20 protein-coding genes are annotated in these 22,495 nt (G+C 66.3%); 17 read left to right on the top strand and 3 right to left on the bottom strand.

Annotated features, from left to right (window positions below):
* Positions 1 to 95 precede the first annotated feature (95 nt).
* Entirely contained in the window at positions 96 to 2,414 is a 2,319-nt protein-coding gene (locus QTH91_RS19795) for a heavy metal translocating P-type ATPase (protein ID WP_286661857.1), read from the top strand.
* On the opposite strand, the gene QTH91_RS19790 is transcribed toward QTH91_RS19795, so the two are convergent.
* Together QTH91_RS19790 and gstA are read right to left on the bottom strand one after the other, a co-directional pair.
* On the bottom strand, positions 2,396 to 3,499 hold the full coding sequence (locus tag QTH91_RS19790; RefSeq protein ID WP_286661856.1) for an alkene reductase: 1,104 nt from the start codon (positions 3,497 to 3,499) through the stop codon (positions 2,396 to 2,398). The two genes, QTH91_RS19795 and QTH91_RS19790, sit on opposite strands and share 19 nt — an antisense overlap.
* A gap of 64 nt (positions 3,500 to 3,563) precedes the next feature.
* The gene (gene gstA, locus QTH91_RS19785; RefSeq protein ID WP_286661855.1) at positions 3,564 to 4,172 is read right to left on the bottom strand and encodes a glutathione transferase GstA; all 609 of its coding nucleotides are present in this window, start codon (positions 4,170 to 4,172) and stop codon (positions 3,564 to 3,566) included.
* A 196-nt stretch (positions 4,173 to 4,368) separates the two neighbouring features.
* Here gstA and QTH91_RS19780 point away from each other — a divergent pair, with 196 nt between their 5' ends.
* The 8 genes from QTH91_RS19780 (at position 4,369) to QTH91_RS19745 (ending at position 11,714) form a co-directional block, all read left to right on the top strand.
* On the top strand, positions 4,369 to 4,554 hold the full coding sequence (locus tag QTH91_RS19780) for a DUF1328 domain-containing protein (protein ID WP_286661957.1): 186 nt from the start codon (positions 4,369 to 4,371) through the stop codon (positions 4,552 to 4,554).
* Positions 4,555 to 4,888: 334 nt separating this feature from the next.
* Complete coding sequence (gene mnmG, locus QTH91_RS19775; protein WP_286661854.1) at positions 4,889 to 6,862, top strand: tRNA uridine-5-carboxymethylaminomethyl(34) synthesis enzyme MnmG; 1,974 nt, start codon at positions 4,889 to 4,891, stop codon at positions 6,860 to 6,862.
* A complete protein-coding gene (rsmG, locus tag QTH91_RS19770; protein ID WP_286661853.1) occupies positions 6,859 to 7,503 on the top strand; it encodes a 16S rRNA (guanine(527)-N(7))-methyltransferase RsmG in 645 nt (214 codons plus the stop codon). The genes mnmG and rsmG overlap by 4 nt, the downstream gene beginning before the upstream one ends.
* A gap of 106 nt (positions 7,504 to 7,609) precedes the next feature.
* Positions 7,610 to 8,224 carry a LysE family translocator gene (locus QTH91_RS19765; RefSeq protein WP_286661852.1) on the top strand — a complete coding sequence of 205 codons (615 nt, stop codon included), beginning with the start codon at positions 7,610 to 7,612 and terminating at the stop codon, positions 8,222 to 8,224.
* A 9-nt stretch (positions 8,225 to 8,233) separates the two neighbouring features.
* Entirely contained in the window at positions 8,234 to 9,154 is a 921-nt protein-coding gene (locus QTH91_RS19760; protein WP_286661851.1) for a ParA family protein, read from the top strand.
* A gap of 49 nt (positions 9,155 to 9,203) precedes the next feature.
* Positions 9,204 to 9,755, top strand: a complete 552-nt coding sequence (locus QTH91_RS19755) for an RBBP9/YdeN family alpha/beta hydrolase (protein ID WP_286661850.1) — start codon at positions 9,204 to 9,206, stop codon at positions 9,753 to 9,755.
* 18 nt (positions 9,756 to 9,773) lie between these two features.
* Positions 9,774 to 10,733, top strand: a complete 960-nt coding sequence (locus QTH91_RS19750; RefSeq protein ID WP_286661849.1) for a ParB/RepB/Spo0J family partition protein — start codon at positions 9,774 to 9,776, stop codon at positions 10,731 to 10,733.
* A 102-nt stretch (positions 10,734 to 10,835) separates the two neighbouring features.
* A complete protein-coding gene (locus QTH91_RS19745; protein WP_286661848.1) occupies positions 10,836 to 11,714 on the top strand; it encodes a CsgG/HfaB family protein in 879 nt (292 codons plus the stop codon).
* 52 nt (positions 11,715 to 11,766) lie between these two features.
* On the opposite strand, the gene QTH91_RS19740 is transcribed toward QTH91_RS19745, so the two are convergent.
* A complete protein-coding gene (locus QTH91_RS19740) occupies positions 11,767 to 13,191 on the bottom strand; it encodes an FAD-binding oxidoreductase (protein WP_286661847.1) in 1,425 nt (474 codons plus the stop codon).
* Between the two features lie 220 nt (positions 13,192 to 13,411).
* Between QTH91_RS19740 and QTH91_RS19735 the strand changes: the two genes are divergently transcribed.
* The 8 genes from QTH91_RS19735 (at position 13,412) to QTH91_RS19700 (ending at position 22,436) form a co-directional block, all read left to right on the top strand.
* Complete coding sequence (locus tag QTH91_RS19735; RefSeq protein ID WP_286661846.1) at positions 13,412 to 15,778, top strand: bifunctional salicylyl-CoA 5-hydroxylase/oxidoreductase; 2,367 nt, start codon at positions 13,412 to 13,414, stop codon at positions 15,776 to 15,778.
* A 32-nt stretch (positions 15,779 to 15,810) separates the two neighbouring features.
* Positions 15,811 to 16,344, top strand: a complete 534-nt coding sequence (locus tag QTH91_RS19730; RefSeq protein WP_286661845.1) for a MarR family winged helix-turn-helix transcriptional regulator — start codon at positions 15,811 to 15,813, stop codon at positions 16,342 to 16,344.
* Positions 16,341 to 17,207 carry an enoyl-CoA hydratase family protein gene (locus tag QTH91_RS19725; RefSeq protein WP_286661844.1) on the top strand — a complete coding sequence of 289 codons (867 nt, stop codon included), beginning with the start codon at positions 16,341 to 16,343 and terminating at the stop codon, positions 17,205 to 17,207. The genes QTH91_RS19730 and QTH91_RS19725 overlap by 4 nt, the downstream gene beginning before the upstream one ends.
* A 31-nt stretch (positions 17,208 to 17,238) precedes the next feature.
* Positions 17,239 to 18,387: an acyl-CoA dehydrogenase family protein gene (locus tag QTH91_RS19720; RefSeq protein WP_286661843.1), complete on the top strand. Its 1,149-nt coding sequence runs from the start codon at positions 17,239 to 17,241 to the stop codon at positions 18,385 to 18,387.
* 34 nt (positions 18,388 to 18,421) lie between these two features.
* Positions 18,422 to 18,817 carry a RidA family protein gene (locus QTH91_RS19715; RefSeq protein ID WP_286661842.1) on the top strand — a complete coding sequence of 132 codons (396 nt, stop codon included), beginning with the start codon at positions 18,422 to 18,424 and terminating at the stop codon, positions 18,815 to 18,817.
* Positions 18,818 to 18,920: 103 nt separating this feature from the next.
* Positions 18,921 to 19,397 (top strand): GNAT family N-acetyltransferase, encoded by a 477-nt coding sequence (locus tag QTH91_RS19710; protein WP_286661841.1) that lies wholly within the window; start codon positions 18,921 to 18,923, stop codon positions 19,395 to 19,397.
* A 44-nt stretch (positions 19,398 to 19,441) separates the two neighbouring features.
* Positions 19,442 to 20,023 (top strand): cob(I)yrinic acid a,c-diamide adenosyltransferase, encoded by a 582-nt coding sequence (locus QTH91_RS19705; RefSeq protein ID WP_286661840.1) that lies wholly within the window; start codon positions 19,442 to 19,444, stop codon positions 20,021 to 20,023.
* 43 nt (positions 20,024 to 20,066) lie between these two features.
* Positions 20,067 to 22,436: a fatty acid cis/trans isomerase gene (locus tag QTH91_RS19700; RefSeq protein WP_286661839.1), complete on the top strand. Its 2,370-nt coding sequence runs from the start codon at positions 20,067 to 20,069 to the stop codon at positions 22,434 to 22,436.
* Positions 22,437 to 22,495 lie beyond the last annotated feature (59 nt).

Raw genomic sequence — 22,495 nt, 5'->3', positions numbered from 1 at the left:
TTGACATGATGTAAGAGTCAAGCCCATGCGTCAGTTCGGGATTTTCGATGCAAGGGCTTGACCTTCACATGATGTGAAGGAATACGCTGCCAGGCATGACAACCAATACTGCAACCCTTCAGCCGATCGACCTGGGCGTGAGCGGCATGACTTGCGCCTCGTGCGTGGGACGCGTGGAGCGTGCCCTGCGCAAGGTGCCCGGGGTGCAGGAGGCATCCGTCAATCTTGCCACCGAGAGCGCTCGGGTGATGGCCGTGCCGGACGACGAACTGCAGGCGCGGCTGCGCCGTGCGGTGCGCGATGCGGGCTACGAGCCGCGCGAGGCGTCGAGTCTCGAAGCGGGTGAAGGGTCGGATTCGGCATGGACCGGCTTCGGCCCCGTTGCGGCAGGCTTGCTGCTTTGTGCGCCGCTGGTGGCGCCGATGCTGCTTGCGCCGTTCGGCGTGCACTGGATGCTGCCGGCATGGTGGCAATTCGCGTTGGCCGCTCCGGTGCAGTTCTGGCTGGGCGCGCACTTCTACCGCGCCGGCTGGCATGCGGTGCGTGCCGGCACTGGGAACATGGACCTTCTGGTGGCCATGGGCACCAGTGCCGCGTTCGGGCTGTCGCTGTGGCTCTGGTGGCGCGCTCCGGAAGGGCACGCGCCGCATCTGTATTTCGAGGCGTCGGCGGTGGTGATCGCGCTCGTGATGCTCGGCAAGTGGCTCGAGGCACGCGCGAAGCGCCAGGCCACCTCGGCCATCCGTGCCTTGCAGGCGCTGCGGCCGGAAGTGGCCCACTTGCTGAATCCGCGCAATGGCAAGTTGAGCGATGTGCCGGTGAGCGAACTGTTGGGCGGCGACAGGCTGGTCGTGCTGCCCGGCGAGCGGGTGCCTGCCGACTCGCAGGTGGCCGAGGGCAGCTCGTCGGTCGACGAATCCATGCTCACCGGTGAGCCGCTTCCGGTGCCCAAGTCCACGGGCGACATGGTCACAGGCGGTTCGGTCAACGGGGAAGGCCGGCTGCTGGTCGAGGTGCGGGCCGTGGGTGCCGAAAGCGTGCTGGCGCGCATCATCCGGCTGGTGGAAGACGCGCAGGCGGCCAAGGCGCCCATCCAGCGGCTGGTCGACAAGGTGGCCGCGGTGTTCGTGCCGGTGGTGCTCGGCATTGCCGTGGTCACGCTGCTCGGGTGGTGGCTGGCCGGGGCGGATGCCGAATCCGCCTGGGTTCACGCGGTGGCGGTGCTGGTGATCGCCTGCCCATGTGCATTGGGCTTGGCCACGCCGGTTTCGGTGATGGCGGGCACCGGCGTGGCCGCGCGCGCAGGCATTCTCATCAAGGACGCCGCGGCGCTGGAGACCGCGCATCGCGTCGACACCGTGGCCTTCGACAAGACGGGCACGCTGACCGTCGGCCATCCGCGATTGACGGCGCTGCTGTCGGCGCAGGGCGAGCACATCCATGCGAACGAACTGGGTGGGCACGGCGATGCGCGTCGTTGGCTGGAAGTGGCGGCGGCGCTGCAGTCCGGCAGCAGCCACCCATTGGCGCGGGCGGTGCTCGATGCCGCCAACGCCGCCGGAATCGCGGCGGCGCAGGCGCACGATCTGCGCGCCGTGGCAGGTCGCGGCATGGAAGGCTGGGTGAGCGGTGGCACTGCCTCGGCAAATGGCGAGCGCTGGGCGCTGGCCAGCCTGCGATGGTGCGAGGAACTGAGCGTTCCGATCGGCGACGCGTTGCTTGGACCGCTGGGCACGCAAGGCGCCACGGTGTCGGCGTTGTTGCGCTTGGAGGCGGCCGATCGGCCGGCATTGGTCGCGTTGCTCGCCTTTGCCGACGAGCCCAAGCCCGGTGCTGCCGAAGCTGTCGCACGGCTGCGAGCGCGGGGCTTGCGGGTGGTCATGATTTCCGGCGACAACCGCCGCGCTGCCGAGGCAATGGCCATGCGTCTGGGCATCGATGCGCAGGAGGTGCGCGCAGAGGTGCTGCCAGGCGACAAGGCGGCCGAGGTCCGTGCCCTTCGTGCCCAGGGCCGCGTGGTGGCCATGGTCGGCGACGGGGCCAATGACGCGCCGGCCCTGGCCGCGGCCGATGTCGGGATGGCGATGGCCAACGGCACCGATGTGGCGATGGAAGCCGCCGGCATCACGCTCATGCGGGGCGACCTGTCATTGGTGGCGGATGCCTTCGAGGTGTCGGCCCGCACCGTCGCCAAGATCCGGCAGAACCTGTTCTGGGCCTTTGCGTACAACGTGGCCGGCATTCCCCTGGCCGCGTTCGGGCTGCTCAGCCCCGTGGTGGCCGGCGCGGCAATGGCGATGTCGAGCGTGAGCGTGATGTCCAACGCGCTCCTGCTGCGGCGCTGGCGCCCGTCGGGGACGAAGGAGGGCAGCGGCAGCCGCCGTCCTTCAGGCGATCAGGCCAGCGTCGGATAGTCCGTGTAGCCCTTGGCGCCGCCGCCGTACATGGTGGCCTTGTCGACCGCGTTGAGCGGTGCGTTCTCGCGAAGGCGACGCACCAGGTCGGGGTTGGCGATGAAGGGCTTGCCGAAAGCGACCAGGTCATCGCCTTCTTTCACGGCTTCGTCGGCCAGCGGCTTGTCGTAGCCGTTGTTGACCATCCAGGCACCCTTGCCGCCGGCTTCGCGATAGGCGGTCTTGAGGGCCTCGTAGTCGAAGGGGCGATCGTCGATCTCGCGCGGTCCGCCGGTGGCGCCTTCGATGATGTGGATGTAGGCGAGGTTCATCGTGGCGAGCTGGCGCACCACGTATTCGAACAGCGGCTGCGGGTCGTCGTCCACCACGTCGTTGGCCGGCGTGACGGGCGACAGGCGGATGCCCGTGCGGCCACCGCCGACGGCGTCGACCACGGCGCGCGTGGCTTCGAGCAGCAGGCGGGCACGGTTCTCGATGCTGCCGCCGTAGTCGTCGGTGCGCTTGTTGCTGCCGGTCTTCAGGAACTGGTCGAGCAGGTAGCCGTTGGCGCCATGCAGTTCGACGCCGTCGAAGCCCGCGGTTTCGACCGCGTTGCGCGCGGCGGCCTGGTAGGCGTGCACGATGCCGGGCAGTTCGCTGGCATCGAGGGCGCGTGGCATGGAGGTTTCGACGAACGTGGGCACGCCGTCCTTGATGAGCACGGTCTTGGTCTTGGCCGCGATGGCCGAAGGCGCGACCGGCTGACCGCCATCGGGTTGCAGCTCGGTGTGCGAGACGCGTCCCACGTGCCACAACTGCACCACGATCTTGCCGCCCTTGGCGTGGACCGCATTGGTCACTTTCTTCCAGCCGTCGAGCTGTTCGGTGCCATACAGGCCTGGCACGTCGGCATAGCCTTGTCCCTGGTGACTGATGGCGGTCGCTTCGGTGATGAGCAGGCCGGCCGTGGCGCGCTGGGCGTAGTAGGTGGCCGTGAGGTCGTTGGGAATGGCGTTCGGCGAGCGGTTGCGCGTGAGCGGCGCCATGACGATGCGGTTGGCCAGTTGGAGGTCGCCGGCTTTGACGGGATCGAAGAGAGAGGGCATGTTTTCCTGTTGTTGTCGAGGTTGTGGGGGAGCGTAAGCGCGCCGGCACAACCTCGACGCGGGCCTACTTGAGAAGGCCTTCGGATTTCATGGCTTGTTGGACGGCCGGGCGCGCCGCGACGCGTTCGCGGTATGCAAGCAGATTCGGCATGCCGGACAGATCGATGTTCATGGGCTTGGCCCAATTGGTGACGGTGAACAGGTAGCCGTCGGCCACGGTGAAATCGTCGCCCATCAGGTATTGCTTGCCCTCGAGCTGCGCGTCGACCCACTTGAGGCGCGAGACCAGTCGCTCGCGTGCCATGGCCTTGGCTTCCTCGGGCATGTTGGGGTTGAACAGGGGCGTGAAGCCGCGGTGCAGCTCCATGCCGGTGAAGGTGAGCCATTCCTGCAGGCGATAGCGCTCCAGGCTGCCGTTGGCGGGCGCGAGCTTCTTCGCGGGCGCCTGGTCGGCGATGTACTGGACGATGGCCGGGCCTTCGCGCAGGCGGCTGCCGTCGTCGAATTCGAGCATCGGCACATAGCCGAGCGGATTGATGCCGTAGTAGTCGGTGCCATCGGCCAGCTTGTGGCTCTTGGTGCTGGCCAGCACCGCCTCGAAGGGCAGGCCGGACTCGAGCAGTGCGATGTGGGGCGACAGCGAGCAGGCGCCGGGCGAGTAGTAGAGCTTCATGCGCAAGTGTCCTTTTGGTTGATGTTTTGGGCGGGGCTTTTGCCCGCCGGGCAAATCCTAGCGACTTGCGGCTGATGGCGTTGTCCTACGGGTCGTTGGGTCCGGTGCCGATGGGGCAGGACAAAGCCCGTGCCTACGCTTGCATGCACTCGCAGCGAATCCGTCTGCTGCGATGTTCAAGATCAAGGAGAGATCCATGTTGAAGTACGCCATCGTGTTCGCGATCATTGCCCTCATTGCCGGTGCCTTGGGCTTCACGGGCGTCGCCGCCGCGTCGGCGGGCGTCGCCAAGCTGCTGTTCGGCCTGTTCCTGGTGCTGGCGCTGATCTTTGTGGTTCTCGCCGCCCTCGGGGTCGGTGCCGCCAAGAAGATGATCGACTAGCCATGCCGCCCGTGTTGATCCACAGCGCAACATGGGATGTCCGCGGCGGCAGGGACGCCGCGGTCTCACCGGCTCAGCGCGTTCAGAAAGTGCTCCAGGTGACCCGCAACCACTGGAAGGTTTTGACCGGTGTGACCGGCAGAAGGCGGCACGCTTCGTCCGCCGCCCGCGCGTTGCTATTAAAAGCATAGCGAACGATTGAGCATTCATGCCGCATGGACGTCCGGCAGCATGAAGGGCGATCCACGCAATTGCGTGCGAAACAGGCAGTGGGGCGCTAAAATTGCCGGTTCCCCTGAACCGCAGCGCAAGCGTCATTTGCGCCCCTTCTCCAATGCTCTATCCCGAAGAATTCGATGTCATCGTCGTCGGCGGTGGCCACGCGGGCACCGAGGCCGCCTTGGCCTCGGCGCGCATGGGTGCGCGCACCTTACTCCTGACTCACAACATCGAAACCCTTGGGCAAATGAGTTGCAACCCGTCGATCGGCGGGATCGGCAAGGGGCACCTCGTCAAGGAGATCGACGCTCTGGGCGGCGCCATGGCGCTGGCCACGGACGAGGGCGGTATCCAGTTTCGGATCCTCAATTCGAGCAAGGGTCCGGCGGTGCGGGCGACTCGGGCGCAGGCAGACCGTGTGCTTTACAAGGCCGCCATTCGGCGCCGTCTCGAGAACCAGCCGAACCTTAGCCTCTTCCAGCAGGCCGTGGACGACCTGATGGTCGAGGGCGATCGGGTGGTTGGCGCCGTCACGCAAGTAGGCATCGCCTTTCGCGCTCGCGCGGTGGTTCTGACGGCCGGCACGTTCCTGGATGGCCGCATTCACGTGGGGCTGGACAACTATCAGGCTGGCCGGGCGGGCGATCCGCCGGCGGTCAGCCTGTCGGCAAGATTGAAGGAACTCAAGCTCCCTCAAGGTCGCTTGAAGACGGGCACGCCGCCGCGCCTGGACGGCCGCAGCATCGACTTTTCCAAGTGCACCGAACAACCGGGCGACGGGATGCCGGGCAGCCCCAACCCGGTGATGCCGGTGTTCAGTTTCCTGGGCCGGGCCGACATGCACCCGCAGCAGATGCCCTGCTGGATCACCCACACCAACGAGAAGACGCACGAGATCATCCGTTCCGGCTTTGACCGTAGCCCGATGTTCACGGGAAAGATCGAAGGCGTCGGTCCGCGCTACTGCCCGAGCGTCGAGGACAAGATCAACCGGTTTGCCGACAAGGACAGCCATCAGATCTTCCTGGAACCCGAAGGGCTCAGTACGAACGAGTACTACCCGAACGGCATTTCCACGAGCCTGCCTTTCGACATTCAGTACGCGTTGGTCCGTTCGATTCCAGGTCTGGAACAAGCGCACATCCTTCGCCCCGGCTACGCGATCGAGTACGACTACTTCGACCCGCGCGGGCTGACGAGTCACTTCGAGACGCGGGCCATCCGCGGCCTGTTCTTTGCCGGGCAGATCAACGGTACGACGGGCTACGAAGAGGCTGCGGCACAAGGCCTGTTCGCCGGCGTCAATGCTGCCCTGCAAGTTCGCGGCGAGGCACCTTGGGTGCCGCAGCGCGACGAGGCTTATCTGGGTGTGCTGGTCGACGACCTGATCACCAAGGGGGTGACCGAGCCGTACCGCATGTTCACGAGCCGCGCCGAGTTCCGCCTTCAACTTCGTGAAGACAACGCCGACATGCGCCTGACGGAGATCGGGCGGAAACTCGGTTTGGTGGACGACGCCCGGTGGGATGCTTTCTCGCGCAAGCGCGACGCTGTTTCACGTGAAACAGAGCGTCTCAAATCCATCTGGGTAAACCCGCGCAATCTGCCGGCGGAGGAGTCGGAGCGGGTACTCGGCAAGGCCATCGAACGCGAGTACAACCTGGCCGACCTGCTACGCCGACCGGGTGTGAGCTACGCGGCACTGATGTCGCTGGACGGCGGCAAGTACGTGGCGGAAGAGGGGGCCAATCTGGGTGAGGTCGAGATCGAGCAACTGGAGATCGCAGCCAAGTACTCCGGCTACATCCATCGCCAGCAGGACGAGGTCGAACGGGCATCGCACTTCGAAAAGCTCAAGCTGCCAGACGACTTGGACTATTCCCAGGTGGCTGCGCTCAGCATTGAAGTCCGGCAGAAGCTGGCCAAGCATCGGCCCGAAACCCTGGGTCAGGCATCGCGAATTTCCGGCGTGACGCCGGCCGCCATCTCGTTGCTGATGATTCACCTGCGCAAGGGCGGCTACCGCGCCTTCACTGGCGAACCTGCGTCGCAAGAGAAGGCCGCTGCTTCTGAAGTCGCAGCCCAATGAGCGGCGACCGCGATGCGTTGCTGCGCCAGGGCGCAGAGGCGATGGGCTTGAGCTTGAGCGATGCTCAATGTGCCAGTCTCCAGGCGTATGCCGACCTCATCCTGAAATGGAACAAGGTTTACAACCTGACGGCGCTGCGCTCTCCTGAGCAGGTGTTGAGCCACCATCTTTTGGACAGCCTCTCGGTGGTCGGCCCGCTCCAGCGGCAGTGTCCGGGCGCGGCGAGATTGCTGGACGTGGGTTCGGGTGCGGGTCTTCCCGGCGCAGTCATTGCGATCATGAGGCCCGACCTCTCGGTAACGTGTGTCGATGCAGTCGCCAAGAAGGCGGCGTTCATCCGGCAGGTGTCGGCGGAGTTGAACCTGCCGCATCTCAACGGCCGGCACGCGCGCGTCGAAACGATGGGTGGGCGCTTCGATGTGGTCTGTTCACGGGCTTTTGCGTCGCTGACCGACTTTGTCAGGGGCTCCGCGGAACTCATCGCTCCGGGTGGGTGCTGGATGGCGATGAAGGGCAAATTGCCCACGGACGAAATCGCCGATCTTCCGTCCGACGTCGAAGTGTTTCACGTGGAACAGCTCACCGTTCCGGGCCTGGACGCCGAGCGCTGCATCGTCTGGATTCGCCCGATTTCGGGCTGACCCACACCAAAATTTCAGCCGCGCGGCGCAATGAGCGCCGAGCGCGCCACCGCGTCCGGACTGCCTCGCGTAGACTCGGGTGCTCCCATCCAAACCGGCCTTTCCCATGTTCGGCATTGCTGATTACGGCGCCTTTGTGGCCGCCATCGTTGTTTTCCTCGCTATTCCAGGACCGGGCAATCTGGCGCTGATCACCTCGACAGGGAAGGGTGGTATCCGAGCCGGGATGGGCGCAACCTTCGGTTTGATCGCTGGCGACCAGTGCCTGATGTGGGCTGCAGTGGCTGGCGTCGCTGCGCTCCTGGCTGCGTATCCCACGGCATTTCATGCGGTTCAATGGCTGGGCGCGCTTTATCTCGCCTGGCTCGGCTTCAAGATGATCCGTGCCAAGCCGGGCGACGCGCCGGTCCTGAACATCCGGCCCCGGCAGTATTTCAGGCAGGCTTTCTTCATCACGCTGCTCAATCCCAAGGCCATCGTCTTCTACATGGCCTTCTTCCCGCTGTTCATCGATCCGAGCCAGCACCAAGGCCTGCGGACCTTCGGCTTCATGGCGCTGACCATTGCGGTTCTGACCTTCATCTACGCCTTGTCCGTCGTGCTGCTGTCCCACTTCCTGGCGGAGCGCATCCGCGCCAATCCCAAGATCTCCGGAGCGCTCGAAAAGCTGGCCGGCATCTTCCTTGTGGGCTTTGGCATCAAGCTCGCGATTTCCAACTGACGCATTCGCATGGCTCGTATCTTTTGCATCGCGAACCAGAAGGGTGGCGTCGGCAAGACGACCACCACGGTCAATCTCGCTGCCGGCCTCGCGCGGCAGGGCCAGCGCGTCCTGATGATCGACCTGGATCCGCAGGGCAACGCCACCATGGGCTCGGGCGTGGACAAGCGCCAACTCGAGCTGAGCGTGTACGACGTGCTGCTCGAATCCGCCTCCGTGGCCGAGGCGCGGGTGCGGCCCGAACGGCTGGTGGAGGCGGACTGCGCCTATGACGTTCTGGGCGCCAACCGCGAACTCGCGGGCGCTGAGGTGGAGATGGTGGAGCTCGACCGGCGCGAGAAACGCCTGCGCACCGCCTTGGCGACGGTGGGCGCCGAATACGACTTCATCCTCATCGATTGCCCTCCCAGCTTGAGCCTGCTGACGCTCAACGGTCTGTGCGCGGCGCATGGCGTCATCGTCCCGATGCAATGCGAGTACTTCGCGCTCGAGGGGCTGACCGACCTGGTCAACACCATCAAGCAGGTGCACGCCAACCTCAACAAGAACCTGCAGATCATCGGACTGCTTCGGGTCATGTTCGACCCCCGCATCACCCTGCAACAGCAGGTCAGCGACCAGCTCAAGGCGCATTTCGGCGAGAAGGTTTTCGACACCGTCATTCCCCGCAATGTTCGGCTGGCAGAAGCGCCGAGCTACGGCTTGCCGGGCGTGGCCTTCGACCCATCGGCCCGAGGCAGCCAGGCATTCGTCGCCTTCGCGCAGGAAATGATTGTGAAGATGCCTCCGGCGCCGATCGTGGCCGCGGCAGGTGCGGCAGGTGCAGCAGGTTCGGCGCCGGCCGCGGCGCCATCCAGTGCATCGCCCACGCCGGCCGTCGCGCCGTCGGCTGCAGAGCCTGCGCCCGCGTCGGAAGCGTCGCCGGAATAGAACTCCCGAGCTCCCGCAATGCACCATCTTGCTACAAAATCCATAGCGCATGAGTGACGTCCAGGTGCTGTTGCTGCCCGGCTGGCAGAACAGCGGACCCGAGCATTGGCAATCGCGCTGGGAGGCGAAACATGGCGACATCCGCGTGCAGCAGCACGATTGGATGCGCCCCCTGCGCGGCGACTGGCAGATTCAGTTGGAAGAGGCCGTTCTGGCATCCAGCCGGCCGGTGGCCTTCGCGGCCCATAGTCTGGGTTGCATCCTCGTGGCCGCCTGGGCTGCCCATTCGCGGCTGACCCACAAGGTCCGCGGCGCCTTGCTGGTGGCGCCCGGCGACACCGAGCGCGACGACCTTCGCCAGATGATTCCAGGCTGGGCACCCATCATTCGGCAGCGACTCCCCTTTGCGGCCTGCATGGTCGCCGCCGACAACGACCCCTTCTGCAGCGCCGAGCGTTCGCGCGACATGGCGCGAGATTGGGGCGCCAACTACATCGACGCCGGCCCCCTGGGCCACATCAACGCCGAATCCGGCCTTGGCGACTGGTCCGAGGGCCGGCACCTGCTCGAGGACTTGCTGGCCTCCCCACCCAAGAACTGAAGAACGGACAACACACTCATGGTCACCAAGAAACCCAAGGGACTGGGCCGCGGGCTCGAAGCACTGCTGGGGCCGGCTGCGCGCACGGATTCCGAGGCGCAAGCGTCGGGCGAGGGCGCTGGGGCGGCGGCGCAGCAGCCCAATACGCTGTCGCTGGACAAGATGGTGCCAGGCGTCTACCAGCCTCGCACCCGCATGGACGAAGGCGCCCTGTACGAGCTGGCCGAGAGCATCAAGGCCCAGGGCATCATGCAGCCGATCCTGGTGCGCCGACTCGACGATGAATCGGCGCGCGCCAAGAACGCCGAGTACGAAATCATCGCCGGCGAGCGGCGTTTCCGGGCTGCGCGCATCGCTGGCCTGGCCGAAGTGCCGGTGCTGGTGCGCGACGTGCCCAACGAGGCCGCGGCGGCCATGTCGCTCATCGAGAACATCCAGCGCGAAGACCTCAATCCGCTGGAAGAAGCCCAGGGCCTGCAGCGCCTGGTCAGCGAGTTCGGCATGACGCATGAATCGGCCGCGCAATCGGTCGGCCGCTCGCGCAGCGCCGCGAGCAACCTGCTGCGTCTGCTCAACCTCGCCGCGCCGGTGCAGGACATGCTGATGGCCGGCGATGTCGACATGGGCCATGCCCGCGCCCTTTTGGCGCTGGACAAGGCGGCGCAGATCACGGCGGCCAACCAGATCGTCGCGCGCAAGCTCTCGGTTCGCGAAGCCGAGGCGCTGGTCAAGAAGCTTTCCGCCGAATTCAACCTCACGTCCTCGCCCCGCCCCGGCCGTGGCGAAGGCGAGAAGTCGCGCGACCTGTTGCGGGTGGAAGAGGAGCTCGCCGACCTGCTCACCGCCGAGGTGGAGGTCCGCATCAAGAAGCGCACGCGCCGAAACGGCCAGACCGAGCAGAGCGGCGAATTGGCCATCCATTTCGGCTCCCTCGATGCGCTCAACGGCTTGATCGAGCGAATCCGCCGAATGACATAGCGCGATTGCAGGCAGCCCATCTGCCTTAAGCGCACTGGCCTGCGGTATGGCGGCGCCCTATGCTCCGATGTACACCAAAGTGTGCATTCCCTGGAGGGCGAGATGAAGACCAACTTGTGGGCGGCGACGGCCGCAGCATTGTCTGCGGCTGTGCTTTTGAGCGGCTGCGAAACCACCGACATGCAGATGGGCAGCGCCAGCGCCAAGACCATGGCCACCGGCAGCGCGGCCGGCGCCGCGAGCGACAACGCCAGCGGGGCACTCGAACGATGCCCCGAATCGCTGGGCACCGTGTCGCTCATCGAGAACCAGCAGGCCGGCTGGTACACGATCCTGCGCAACGAATACCGCCTGCCGCCGACGTCCAACCTCCTGCGCCTGCTGATCCAGCAATCCAACTGCTTCATCGTCGTGGAACGTGGCGCCGCCGGCATGAACGCCATGAGCCGCGAACGCGCATTGGCGCAGTCGGGCGAGATGCGCCAGGGCAGCAACTTCGGCCGGGGGCAGATGGTGGCGTCCGACTACGGCATGTCGCCCGAGATCGTCTTTGCCAACAACAACGCCGGCGGCGGTGCGGCTTCACTGGCAGGCCTTGTCGGTGGACGCTACAGCGGCGTGCTGGGCGCGTTGGGCGGCAGCGTGCAGACGAAGGAAGCCAGCGCCATGCTGACGCTGATCGACAACCGGTCGGGCGTGCAGGTCGCGGCCTCCGAGGGCAGTGCCTCGAAGACGGACTTCGGCGCGATGGGCGCCCTGTTCGGCGGTACGGCGGCTGGCGGGGCAGGGGGCTATACCAATACGGCGCAGGGCAAGGTCATCTCAGCGGCATTCATGGATGCCTACAACCAGATGGTCCGTTCGCTGCGCCAGTATCAAGCGCAAACGGTGCGCGGCCAGGGCCTCGGTGGCGGTGGCCGACTGGGCGTGGACGGTGGCGCAACGCCGCAGCAAACCAGCGCGCCGCGCCCGAAGAAGTAAGGCTTGCAGGCCCGCCTGCGGCGATGTCGCCGGCGGGAGCCTGACGCCTCTCCTAGAGGCTGAAGATCTTCCCGGGGTTCATGATGTTCTTCGGGTCGAGCGCGCGCTTGATGGTCCGCATCATGTCGACCGCGCCAGCGCCTGCCTCATCCACCAGGAAGCCCATCTTGTGCAGGCCGACCCCGTGCTCGCCGGTGCAGGTGCCGCCCAGCGCCAGCGCCCGCGAAACCAGCGCATGGTTGAGCTTCTCGGCCGTGATGCGCTCCTCGGGCGCATTGGGGTCGAGCAGATAGCCGAAGTGGAAGTTGCCGTCGCCCACGTGGCCCACGAGGAAGTAGGGGATGCCGCTGGCATCGGCCTCGGCGACGGAGTCGAGCAGGCAGTCGGCCAGACGCGAGATCGGCACGCACGTGTCGGTGGAGATCACCCGGCAACCCGGGCGTGACTGCACCGCCGCAAAGTAAGCGTTGTGCCGCGCGGTCCACAGGCGCGTGCGCTCCTCGGGCGTGCTGGCCCATTCGAAGGCCTTGCCGCCAAACTCGCTGGCAATCTCCTGGACCGTCTCGGCCTGCTCCTTCACGCCGGCCGGCGAGCCATGGAACTCCATCAGCAGCATGGCTTCTTCACGCAGGCCCAGCTTGGCGTAGGCATTGACCATCCGCACCGTGTGGTGGTCGATCAACTCCACGCGCGCGATCGGCACGCCCAACTGGATGGTCTGGATCACGGTGCGCACGGCGGCTTCGATGCTCGGGAACGAGCAGATGGCCGCGGAGACCGCTTCGGGAAGCGGATAGATGCGCAGCGTGACCTCGGTCACCACGCCCAGCGTGCCTTCGCTGCCGATGAACAGGCGCGTCAGGTCGTAGCCGGCCGAGCTTTTCTTGGCCCGGGTGCCGGTGCGGATGACTTCGCCGCTGGCGGTGACGACTTCCAGCGCCAGCACGTTCTCGCGCATCGTGCCGTAGCGAACGGCATTGGTGCCGCTGGCGCGCGTGGCCGTCATGCCGCCAATGGAAGCGTCCGCGCCCGGATCGATGGGAAAGAACAAGCCCGTGTTCTTGATCTCTTCGTTCAACTGCTTGCGCGTCACGCCCGGCTGCACCGTCACCGTCAGGTCTTCGGCATTGACCGACAGGACCTTGTTCATGCGCGACACGTCGATGCTGATGCCGCCCTGCACTGCCAGCAGATGGCCTTCCAGCGAGGAGCCCACGCCGAACGGAATGACCGGCACGGCATGCTCGGAGACCAACTTGACGGCGGCGGCCACGTCTTCGGTGCTTTCGGCAAAGATGACGGCGGCGGGAGGCGGCGCGTCGAAGGACGACTCGTCTCGGCCATGCTGCTCGCGCACCGCCATGGCCGTGGAACAGCGATCGCCAAAGCGCGACTTGAGCGCATCGATGAGGGCCGCAGGGACTTCGCGCTGATGCGACTCGGGGACCAGGTGCGAAATGGCGGTGGGGGCATTCATGAGAGGCGTCTCCTCGTGGCGGCCGTGACGTCGGCGATCGGCCATTCTACGAACCACAGGCTCAGCGTGCAGCGTTTCGAAACGCATTGCCCCACGGCCACCACTGGCGCTGCAATACCAGAGCCGCTAGAATCGTTTAGGACTGAATGATTTAACCCGCAAGCTTTTGCGCTCTACGCCTGACGACGGCGGCCGGCGCAGGGCGACCTGGAGAGAGCGAATGAAGATCGTCTGCATCGGCGGTGGCCCTGCCGGCCTGTATTTTGCGCTGCTCATGAAGCGCCAGAACCCTGCGCACGAGGTGGTGGTGGTCGAGCGCAATCGCCCCTACGACACCTTCGGCTGGGGTGTGGTGTTCTCCGACCAGACCCTGGGCAACCTGCAGCAGGCCGATCCGCATAGCGCGGCGGAAATCCTGGACGCCTTCAACCACTGGGACGATGTGGAGGTGAACATCCGCGGCCACAAGCTCACTTCGGGCGGCCACGGCTTCTGCGGCATCGGCCGCAAGCGCCTGCTCAACATCCTGCAGCGGCGCTGCGAGCAGGTGGGGGTGGAGTTGGTGTTCGAGACCGACGTGCAGGACGACGCCGCCTACGCTGACGCCGACCTCGTCATTGCCAGCGACGGCCTGAACAGCCGCATCCGCGCCAAGTACGCCGCCACCTACGAGCCGGACATCGACCTGCGCGACTGCCGGTTTGTCTGGCTGGGCACGACCAAGCTGTTCGACGCATTCACCTTCGCCTTCGAGCAGACCGAACACGGCTGGTTCCAAGCCCACGCCTATCGCTTCGACGACACGCACAGCACCTTCATCGTGGAGGCGCCGCAGCGCGTGTGGGAGGCCGCCGGCCTGGACAAGATGGAGAAGGAGGAGTCCATCGCCTTTTGCGAGAAGCTTTTCGCCAAGTACCTGGACGGCCATCCGCTCATCTCCAATGCCGGCCACCTGCGTGGATCGTCGCAATGGATCCGCTTTCCGCGCGTGGTGTGCAAGCGCTGGGTTTACCGCGACGCGGACCATCGCAACCGTCGCGTCGTGCTGATGGGCGATGCCGCCCACACGGCCCATTTCTCCATCGGCTCGGGCACCAAGCTGGCCCTGGAAGACGCGATCGAACTGGCGCGCTGCATCGGCAAGACGCCGGACGACCTCGACGCCGCCCTGCAGCACTACGAGGAAGTGCGCAGCGTGGAAGTCCTGCGCATCCAGAACGCGGCGCGCAATTCGACCGAGTGGTTCGAGCACGTCGACCGCTACGTCAACATGCCGCCCGAACAGTTCGCCTATTCGCTGCTGACCCGCAGCCAGCGCATCAGCCACGAGAACCTGCGCCTGCGCGACAAGGGCTACGTGGAAGAGTTCGAGGACTGGCTGGCCGACCGCAGCGGCACCACGCGCGGCGCCGCCCGGCAGGCCGTGCCACCCATGTTCACGCCCTTCACCATGCGCGGCGTGACGCTCAAGAACCGCGTCATGGTCTCGCCGATGGCGCAGTACTCCTGCGTGGAGGGCATGCCCGCCGACTACCACCTGGTCCACCTGGGCGCCCGCGCCATGGGTGGCGCCGGCCTGGTCATGGTCGAGATGACCTGCACTTCGCCCGACGCGCGCATCACCCCCGGCTGCCCCGGCATCTGGAACGACGAGCAGCGCAACGGCTGGAAGCGCATCGTCGAGTTCGTGCATGCCAACAGCGACGCGAAGATCGGCATCCAGCTGGGCCACGCTGGCGCCAAGGGGTCGACCCGCCTCGCTTGGGAAGGCATCGACCAGCCGCTGGAATCGGGCAACTGGCCGCTGATCTCGGCTTCGCCCCAGCAGTACGTGGACGGCGTCAGCGATGTATCGCGCGCCATGACGCGCGACGACATGGAGCGCGTCAAGCAGGACTTCGTGCAAGCCACGCACCGCGCGGTCGAGGCCGGTTTCGACTGGCTGGAACTGCACTGTGCGCACGGCTACCTGCTGTCGTCCTTCATCTCGCCGCTGACCAACCAGCGCACCGACGAATACGGCGGCTCGCTGGAAAACCGCCTTCGCTACCCGCTCGAAGTCTTCGAGGCGGTGCGCGAAGCCTGGCCGCAGCATCTGCCGATGTCCGTGCGCATCTCGGCGCACGACTGGGTCGAAGGCGGCATCACCGCGGACGACGCCGTGCAGATCGCTCGCGCCTTCAAGGCCGCTGGTGCGGACATGATCGACTGTTCGTCCGGCCAGGTCAGCAAGAAGGAGCAGCCCGTCTACGGCCGCATGTTCCAGACGCCGTTCGCCGATCGAATCCGCAACGAGGCCGGCATCCCGACCATCGCCGTCGGCGCGATCTCCGAGGCCGATCACGTCAACAGCATCATCGCGGCCGGCCGCGCGGATCTGTGCGCGGTCGCGCGGCCGCACCTGGCCAATCCGTCGTGGACGCTGATGGAATCGGCCAAGATCGGCTACCCCGACGTGGCGTGGCCCAAGCAGTACCGCGCCGCCAAGATGCAGCTGGAGCGCAACCTGGAACGCGAACGCGCCGCCGCCGCGCAGGCCACCGGCCTGTCGGCGCTGGAACAGGCCAACCGCGCGCTGGGCACCTGAACAACGCCGGAGAAACCGACCGGACCATTGCCATGAAACAGAACGACCCTTCCCATGCCGTGCTGAGCGAAGCCGAAGAACTCGGCCTCGAAGGACGCGCCCACAGTGGCGACCATGCCGCGCTCAAGCTGTGGCTGCGCATGCTGGCCACCACCACGCAGATCGAAGCCGAGATTCGCCGGCGGCTGCGCGACCGCTTTGACATCTCGCTCGCGCGCTTCGACTACATGGCGCAGCTCTATCGCCATCCCGATGGCATGAAGATGCGGGCGCTTTCGAAGTTCCTCATGGTCACCGGCGGCAACGTGACCGGCCTGACCGACGAGCTCTCGCGCGAAGGCCTCGTCTCGCGCGAAAGCAGCCCCACCGACCGCCGCGCCTGGATCGTGCGCCTCACGCCCAAGGGCCGGCGTCTGTTCGAGACCATGGCCGCCGCCCACGAGCAATGGATCCTCGACCTGTTCTCCAGCATGGACGCCAAGGCCATGCAGCAGGTTCACGCCCACCTCGGCGAGCTGCGCGTGCAGCTGATCCAACACGACCCAAGCCCACAGGACAACGCATGAGCACCTCTACCGAAACACCTCGCGTCGATCCGGCGCTGGCCGCCGGCAACTTCAAGCAGGTGGCCGACTACGTTCCGACGCACTTCGCTTTGCAGGTCGAAGCCGGCGTCGCCACGATCACGCTCAACCGGCCCGAACGCAAGAACCCGCTCACCTTCGACTCGTACGCGGAGCTGCGCGACTTCTTCGGCCAACTGAAATACGCCACCGACGTGAAGGCAGTGGTGGTCACCGGCGCGGGCGGCAACTTCTGCTCCGGCGGCGACGTGCACGAGATCATCGGGCCGCTGGTGCGGCTGAAGGCGCCCGAACTGCTGGCCTTCACCCGCATGACCGGCGATCTGGTCAAGGCGATGCGCGCCTGCCCGCAACCCATCATCGCGGCGGTGGACGGCGTGTGCGCCGGCGCGGGTGCCATCGTGGCCATGTCGTCCGACATGCGCATCGGCACCGCACGCAGCAAGACCGCCTTCCTGTTCAATCGCGTCGGCCTCGCTGGCTGCGACATGGGTGCCTGCGCCATCCTGCCGCGCATCATCGGCCAAGGCCGTGCGAGCGAGCTGCTCTACACCGGCCGTTCACTGGGCGGCGAAGAGGGCGAACGCTGGGGCTTCTTCAATCGCCTGGCCTCGCCCGAGGAAGTGCTGGCGGTCGCGCAGGCCCTGGCGGCCGACCTGGTGGCCGGCCCGACCTTCGCCAACGGCATCACCAAGACCATGCTGCATCAGGAATGGGCGATGACGCTGGAGCAGGCCATCGAGGCCGAAGCGCAGGCCCAGGCCATCTGCATGCTGACCGAAGACTTCTCGCGGGCCTATCACGCCTTCGTCGCGAAGCAAAAGCCCAAGTTCGAAGGCAATTGAAGCGCTCAAAAAGGACAAGGAGACCAGCGAGATGAGTGACACACAGTACCTGCAGTGGCCGTTTTTCGAGGAGCGCCATCGCTCGCTCGCGCTCGAGCTCGACGCCTGGGCCGCTCAGCACGTGCCGCACCATCACGGCCCCGATGTCGACGCCGAATGCAAATCGCTGGTGCGCAAGCTGGGGCAGGGCGGCTGGCTCGAGCACGCGGTGGGCGACACCATCGACACCCGTGCCATCTGCCTGATCCGCGAGACGCTGGCGCGCCATTCGGGCCTGGCCGATTTCGCCTTTGCGATGCAGGGGCTGGGCTCCGGTGCGATCAGCCTGGCCGGCACGCCCGAACAGCGCGAGCGCTACCTGCCGCGCGTGATGCGCGGCGAGGCCATCAGCGCCTTCGCCCTGTCCGAACCCGAGGCCGGCTCCGACGTGGCCGCCATGCAGTGCAGCGCCCAGGTCGAAGGCGATCACGTGGTGCTCAACGGTGAGAAGACCTGGATCTCCAATGGCGGCATCGCCGACTTCTATGTCGTCTTCGCCCGCACGGGCGAGGCGCCGGGGGCGCGCGGCATCTCGGCTTTCATCGTCGAGGCCGATGCACCGGGATTCGAAATCGCCGAGCGCATCAACGTCATCGCGCCGCACCCACTGGCACGGCTGCGCTTTTCCAACTGCCGCATTCCGCTTTCGCAGCGCGTCGGCGCGGCGGGAGAGGGCTTCAAGGTGGCCATGCGCACGCTGGACGTGTTTCGCACTTCCGTGGCCGCGGCCTCGCTCGGCTTCGCGCGCTGCGCACTGGATGCGGCCATGCAGCGGGCCACCAGCCGCAAGATGTTCAACCAGACGCTGGCCGACTTCCAGCTCACGCAGGCCAAGCTGGCGCAGATGGCGCTGACCATCGACTCATCGGCACTGCTCATCTACCGCGCCGCCTGGCAGCGCGACCAGGGCGGCAACGTGACGCGCGAAGCCGCGATGGCCAAGCTGGCCGCCACCGAAGGCGCGCAGCAGGTGATCGATGCGGCGGTGCAGATGTTCGGTGGTCTGGGCGTGGTGAGCGAGCAGACGGTCGAGCGCCTGTATCGCGAGATCCGCGCGCTGCGCATCTACGAAGGCGCCACCGAAGTCCAGCAACTGATCATCGCCCGCGAGATGCTCAAGCAGCACGCCGCGCAGCAATGACGTCAAGACATCGCAAGAACAGGAGAACCACAAGATGACCCAAGTGCTGCTTCCGGAAGGCTGGCCGCGTCCCAAGGGCTATGCCAACGGCGTGATGGCGCGGGGCCGGCAGGTCTACATCGCCGGCATGATCGGCTGGGATGCGCAATGCGTGTTTCACAGCGACGACTTCGCGCAGCAGGCGCGCCAGGCGCTGCAGAACATCGTCGACGTTCTGCGCGAGGCCGGTGGCAAGCCCGAGCACATCGTGCGCATGACCTGGTATGTGACCGACAAGCGCGAATACCTCGCCGCGGGCCGCGAAGTGGGCCAGGCGTTTCGCGAACTGATCGGCAGCTACAACGCCGCGATGACGGCGGTGCAGGTGACGGCGCTCATCGAGGACCGCGCCAAGGTCGAGATCGAGGCGACGGCGGTCATTCCAGACTGATCGGGCTGATCGGACTGATTCCGAGGTTGCAGGCAAGGGCGTTGCGCCCTTTGCGCCTGCGACACCACGCAGTCATCGATCACGGCTGCCGCAGGAGCACGTCATGGAGATTCGCCGGTTCAGGCTGGGTGATGAAGCGGCCTTGTTCCATGTGTACTTCACCGCCATTCACGAGATCGCCTCGCTCAACTACTCTGCCGAGCAAGTCGAGGCATGGGCGCCGGCGGACCTCGACATGAACCTTTGGGCGCAGCGCGTCCAACGCATTCGCCCCTTCGTGGCCGTGCTTGCCGGTGAAATCGTCGGCTATGCGGACGTTCAGCTGGATGGCTACATCGACCACTTCTTCGTCTCCGGTGCCCATCCGCGACGCGGCATCGGCACCCGGCTGATGGCGCGCATCCATGAAGAGGCGGCCGCCCTGGGCCTGACCGAGCTGACGTCGGACGTGAGCATCACCGCCGAGCCGTTCTTCGCCCTCCACGGATTCCAGGTGGTGGAGCGACGCCAGCCCGTGCGCCGAGGCGTGACCCTTCACAATGCCTTGATGCGCAAGGCGCTTGCGCGTGGCGGCTCTTGAGTTGCCGCCTGCATCCAAGAAGCATCGAAGGAGCACATCGACACATGGCCAACCGACTCACGCAGATCGCCACCCGCACCGGCGACGATGGCACCACCGGCCTGGGTGACAACACCCGCGTTCCCAAGCACCACCTGCGCGTGGCGGCCATGGGCGATGTGGACGAACTCAATTCCCACATCGGCCTCTTGCTGTGCGAGACGCTGCCGCCAGCCGTGCGCGAGCTGCTGGTGGACGTGCAGCACCAGCTGTTCAACCTGGGCGGCGAGCTCTCAATGCCGGGCTACACGCTGCTCAAGGACGACGCGCTGCTGCAACTCGATGCCGCGCTGGCCGAGCACAACGCCGCGCTGCCACGGCTGGCGGAATTCATTCTGCCGGCGGGCAATCGCGCCGCATCGCAGGCGCATGTGTGCCGCACCGTCGCGCGCCGCGCCGAACGGGCCGTGGTCGCCTTGGGCGCCGCAGATGCCGTGAACGATGCGCCGCGTCGCTATCTCAATCGGCTGAGCGATCTGCTGTTCGTTCTGGCCCGCGTCCTCAACCGCATGGACGGCGGCGACGACGTGTACTGGAAGAGCGAACGTTTGGCGCGCCAGCAACAGCAGGACGCCGACGACGCCTGACGATTGAAGAAAAGCCACGCAGCGCCATGCAAACTAGGCGCCCATGCGTCGCCTACCTTTTCTGCTTGCCTTGTTGATCCTCGGTGCCTGCGCCGGCATCGGCGTGGGCATCGATCGATTCACCCAGCGCTTCGGCCCCGCCGACCCTCAACGTTTCGACCATGCCTCGGCGCCGATGGCCAACGAGGTCTCGTACGACCGCTCGATCCAGCCGCTGCTCGACAAGCGCTGCGTGGTCTGCCATGCCTGCTACGACGCACCGTGCCAGTTGAAGACCACGAGCTGGGAGGGTATTGCGCGCGGTGCCAGCAAGGTGCCGGTGTATGACGCAACGCGGCTCGTCGCTGCCGAGCCTTCGCGCTTGTTCGTCGATGCGGCCAAGGCATCCGAGTGGCGGGACAAGGGCTTCTTTCCCGTGCTCAACGAGCATGCGGACACGAGCGTCGACGCCAGCCGCACGGCGGGCCTGATGCACCGGATGCTGGCGCTCAAGCAGGCGCATCCCCAGCCCAGCCAAGGCGTGGTCACTGGCGACATCGACTTCTCCATTGATCGTGCGCAAAGCTGCCCGGCCGGTTCGCAGATCGACGCCTACGAGAAAGCCAACCCGCAAGGCGGCATGCCCTTCGGCCTGCCAGGTCTGTCCAGCGGCGAGCATGCGCTGATGACGCTCTGGCTGGAGCAAGGGGCCAAGGCCGAGCCGCGGCCCGAGCCATCGCCCGAGGCGCGGCGGCATGTGGCGCGCTGGGAGCGCTTCTTCAATGGCGATTCGCTGAAGGAGCAGCTCTTTGCGCGCTACGCGTACGAGCACCTTTTCCTGGCCCACCTCTACTTCGACGAGGCGGCAGCGAAGGCGCGGCACGAATACTTCAAGCTCGTGCGCTCGATCACGCCGCCGGGCGAGCCGGTGCGCGAAGTGGCGGCGCGCCGGCCGGTGGACGACCCCGGCGTGGCCCGCGTCTACTACCGGCTGGTGCCCGAGCGCGAAAGCATCGTCGCCAAGACGCACATGCCCTATCGGCTCGACGATGCGCGCATGGCGCGCTGGCGCTCGCTCTTCCTGGCGCCGGCCTACGAGGTCGAGGCGCTGCCGGGCTACGACGCGCAGACGGCGGCCAACCCCTTCAAGACGTTCGCGGCGCTGCCCGTGGGCGCGCGCTACACCTTCATGCTGGACGAGGCGGAGTTCACCATCATGGGCTTCATCAAGGGGCCGGTGTGCCGCGGCCAGCTGGCGCTGGACGTGATCGACGATCGCTTCTGGGTGTTCTTCCTCGCGCCATCCCAGACCTACGACGAGTCGCTAGCGGCCCATTTGTCGCAAGAGGCCGATCTGCTTCGCCTGCCCACGGGCAGCAGCAACACCGGGCTGCTGGCGCCCTGGCGGCGATACGCCCGCATGGAAAAGGCGTATCTGGCGCTCAAGTCCGAGGCGCTGACCCAGCGCGTGGCCCAGAGCGGCCGGCAACTCGACCTGTCCATGGTCTGGGACGGCGAGGGGCGCAATCCCAACGCCGCACTCACGGTGCTGCGCCACTTCGACAGCGCGAGTGTGGTCAAGGGCCTGGTGGGCGACACGCCCAAGACGGCGTGGGTGATCGGCTATCCGCTGCTCGAGCGCATCCACTACCTGCTGGTGGCCAACTACGACGTCTACGGCAACGTCGGCCATCAGCTCAACTCGCGCCTGTACATGGACTTCCTGCGCATGGAAGGCGAGTTCAACTTCCTCGTCTTCCTGCCGCGAGATCAGCGCGAGGCCGTGCGCGATGCCTGGTATCGCGGCGACAGCCTGGCGACCCGCGAGCAGGTCTACGGCGGCCCAGCGCGCTTCGACGCGGACAGCGGCATCCGCTATCGGACCGCCGACGCCAAGACCGAGTTGCTCGACCTGCTTCGGCAGCGCATGCAGCCGCTGGCTCCGGGCCAGTTCGCGAGCATCGACGGCGAGCCCGACCCGGCCCTGCGTGAGCAACTGCAGCGCCTTGCCGGCGTACGCGGCGCGGCGCTGCAATGGGCTGCCGAGGCGGCCATCCTCGCCGTGGACGAACCCGGCAGGCCGACGCACTGGTACAGCCTGCTTCGCGACAACGGGCATGAATCGGTCTCGTATTTCCTGCGGGAGAAGGCGCAGTTGCGACCCGAAGAAGACCGGCTGACCGTCGTGCCGGGCATTCTGGGCAGCTACCCGAATGCGTTCTATCGGGTGCCTGCGACTCAGTTGCCCGCGTTCGTGGCGGCCATGTCGGGCTTGAAATCGCAGGCGGACTACTCGGCGCTGGCGGAACGCTTCGCGGTGCGCCGCACCGACCCGCGCTTCTGGGCCCACAGCGATGCGCTGGCCGCCGCATACGCCAAGGCCCAGCCGCTGAGCGCGGGCATCCTGGACTACAACCGCCTGGAAAACCGCTAGGCCATCTTGCGTCGCCCTGCGCCTACAGAGGCGTGGGTCGGTCGAGCGATAACATGGGC

This window comes from Variovorax dokdonensis (assembly GCF_030316895.1).
GTDB classification, from domain to species: domain Bacteria; phylum Pseudomonadota; class Gammaproteobacteria; order Burkholderiales; family Burkholderiaceae_C; genus Variovorax; species Variovorax dokdonensis.
The sequence above is the reverse complement of the archived record's forward strand: the minus strand, read 5'-3'. Positions and strand labels throughout refer to the sequence as shown.

Bases quoted from the DNA above. Each gene is read 5' to 3' on its own strand.
- QTH91_RS19795 (WP_286661857.1), top strand. From the start codon at position 96: ATGACAACCAATACTGCAACCCTTCAGCCGATCGACCTGGGCGTGAGC.
- QTH91_RS19790 (WP_286661856.1), bottom strand. From the start codon at position 3,499: ATGCCCTCTCTCTTCGATCCCGTCAAAGCCGGCGACCTCCAACTGGCC.
- gstA (WP_286661855.1), bottom strand. From the start codon at position 4,172: ATGAAGCTCTACTACTCGCCCGGCGCCTGCTCGCTGTCGCCCCACATC.
- QTH91_RS19780 (WP_286661957.1), top strand. From the start codon at position 4,369: ATGTTGAAGTACGCCATCGTGTTCGCGATCATTGCCCTCATTGCCGGT.
- mnmG (WP_286661854.1), top strand. From the start codon at position 4,889: ATGCTCTATCCCGAAGAATTCGATGTCATCGTCGTCGGCGGTGGCCAC.
- rsmG (WP_286661853.1), top strand. From the start codon at position 6,859: ATGAGCGGCGACCGCGATGCGTTGCTGCGCCAGGGCGCAGAGGCGATG.
- QTH91_RS19765 (WP_286661852.1), top strand. From the start codon at position 7,610: ATGTTCGGCATTGCTGATTACGGCGCCTTTGTGGCCGCCATCGTTGTT.
- QTH91_RS19760 (WP_286661851.1), top strand. From the start codon at position 8,234: ATGGCTCGTATCTTTTGCATCGCGAACCAGAAGGGTGGCGTCGGCAAG.
- QTH91_RS19755 (WP_286661850.1), top strand. From the start codon at position 9,204: ATGAGTGACGTCCAGGTGCTGTTGCTGCCCGGCTGGCAGAACAGCGGA.
- QTH91_RS19750 (WP_286661849.1), top strand. From the start codon at position 9,774: ATGGTCACCAAGAAACCCAAGGGACTGGGCCGCGGGCTCGAAGCACTG.
- QTH91_RS19745 (WP_286661848.1), top strand. From the start codon at position 10,836: ATGAAGACCAACTTGTGGGCGGCGACGGCCGCAGCATTGTCTGCGGCT.
- QTH91_RS19740 (WP_286661847.1), bottom strand. From the start codon at position 13,191: ATGAATGCCCCCACCGCCATTTCGCACCTGGTCCCCGAGTCGCATCAG.
- QTH91_RS19735 (WP_286661846.1), top strand. From the start codon at position 13,412: ATGAAGATCGTCTGCATCGGCGGTGGCCCTGCCGGCCTGTATTTTGCG.
- QTH91_RS19730 (WP_286661845.1), top strand. From the start codon at position 15,811: ATGAAACAGAACGACCCTTCCCATGCCGTGCTGAGCGAAGCCGAAGAA.
- QTH91_RS19725 (WP_286661844.1), top strand. From the start codon at position 16,341: ATGAGCACCTCTACCGAAACACCTCGCGTCGATCCGGCGCTGGCCGCC.
- QTH91_RS19720 (WP_286661843.1), top strand. From the start codon at position 17,239: ATGAGTGACACACAGTACCTGCAGTGGCCGTTTTTCGAGGAGCGCCAT.
- QTH91_RS19715 (WP_286661842.1), top strand. From the start codon at position 18,422: ATGACCCAAGTGCTGCTTCCGGAAGGCTGGCCGCGTCCCAAGGGCTAT.
- QTH91_RS19710 (WP_286661841.1), top strand. From the start codon at position 18,921: ATGGAGATTCGCCGGTTCAGGCTGGGTGATGAAGCGGCCTTGTTCCAT.
- QTH91_RS19705 (WP_286661840.1), top strand. From the start codon at position 19,442: ATGGCCAACCGACTCACGCAGATCGCCACCCGCACCGGCGACGATGGC.
- QTH91_RS19700 (WP_286661839.1), top strand. From the start codon at position 20,067: ATGCGTCGCCTACCTTTTCTGCTTGCCTTGTTGATCCTCGGTGCCTGC.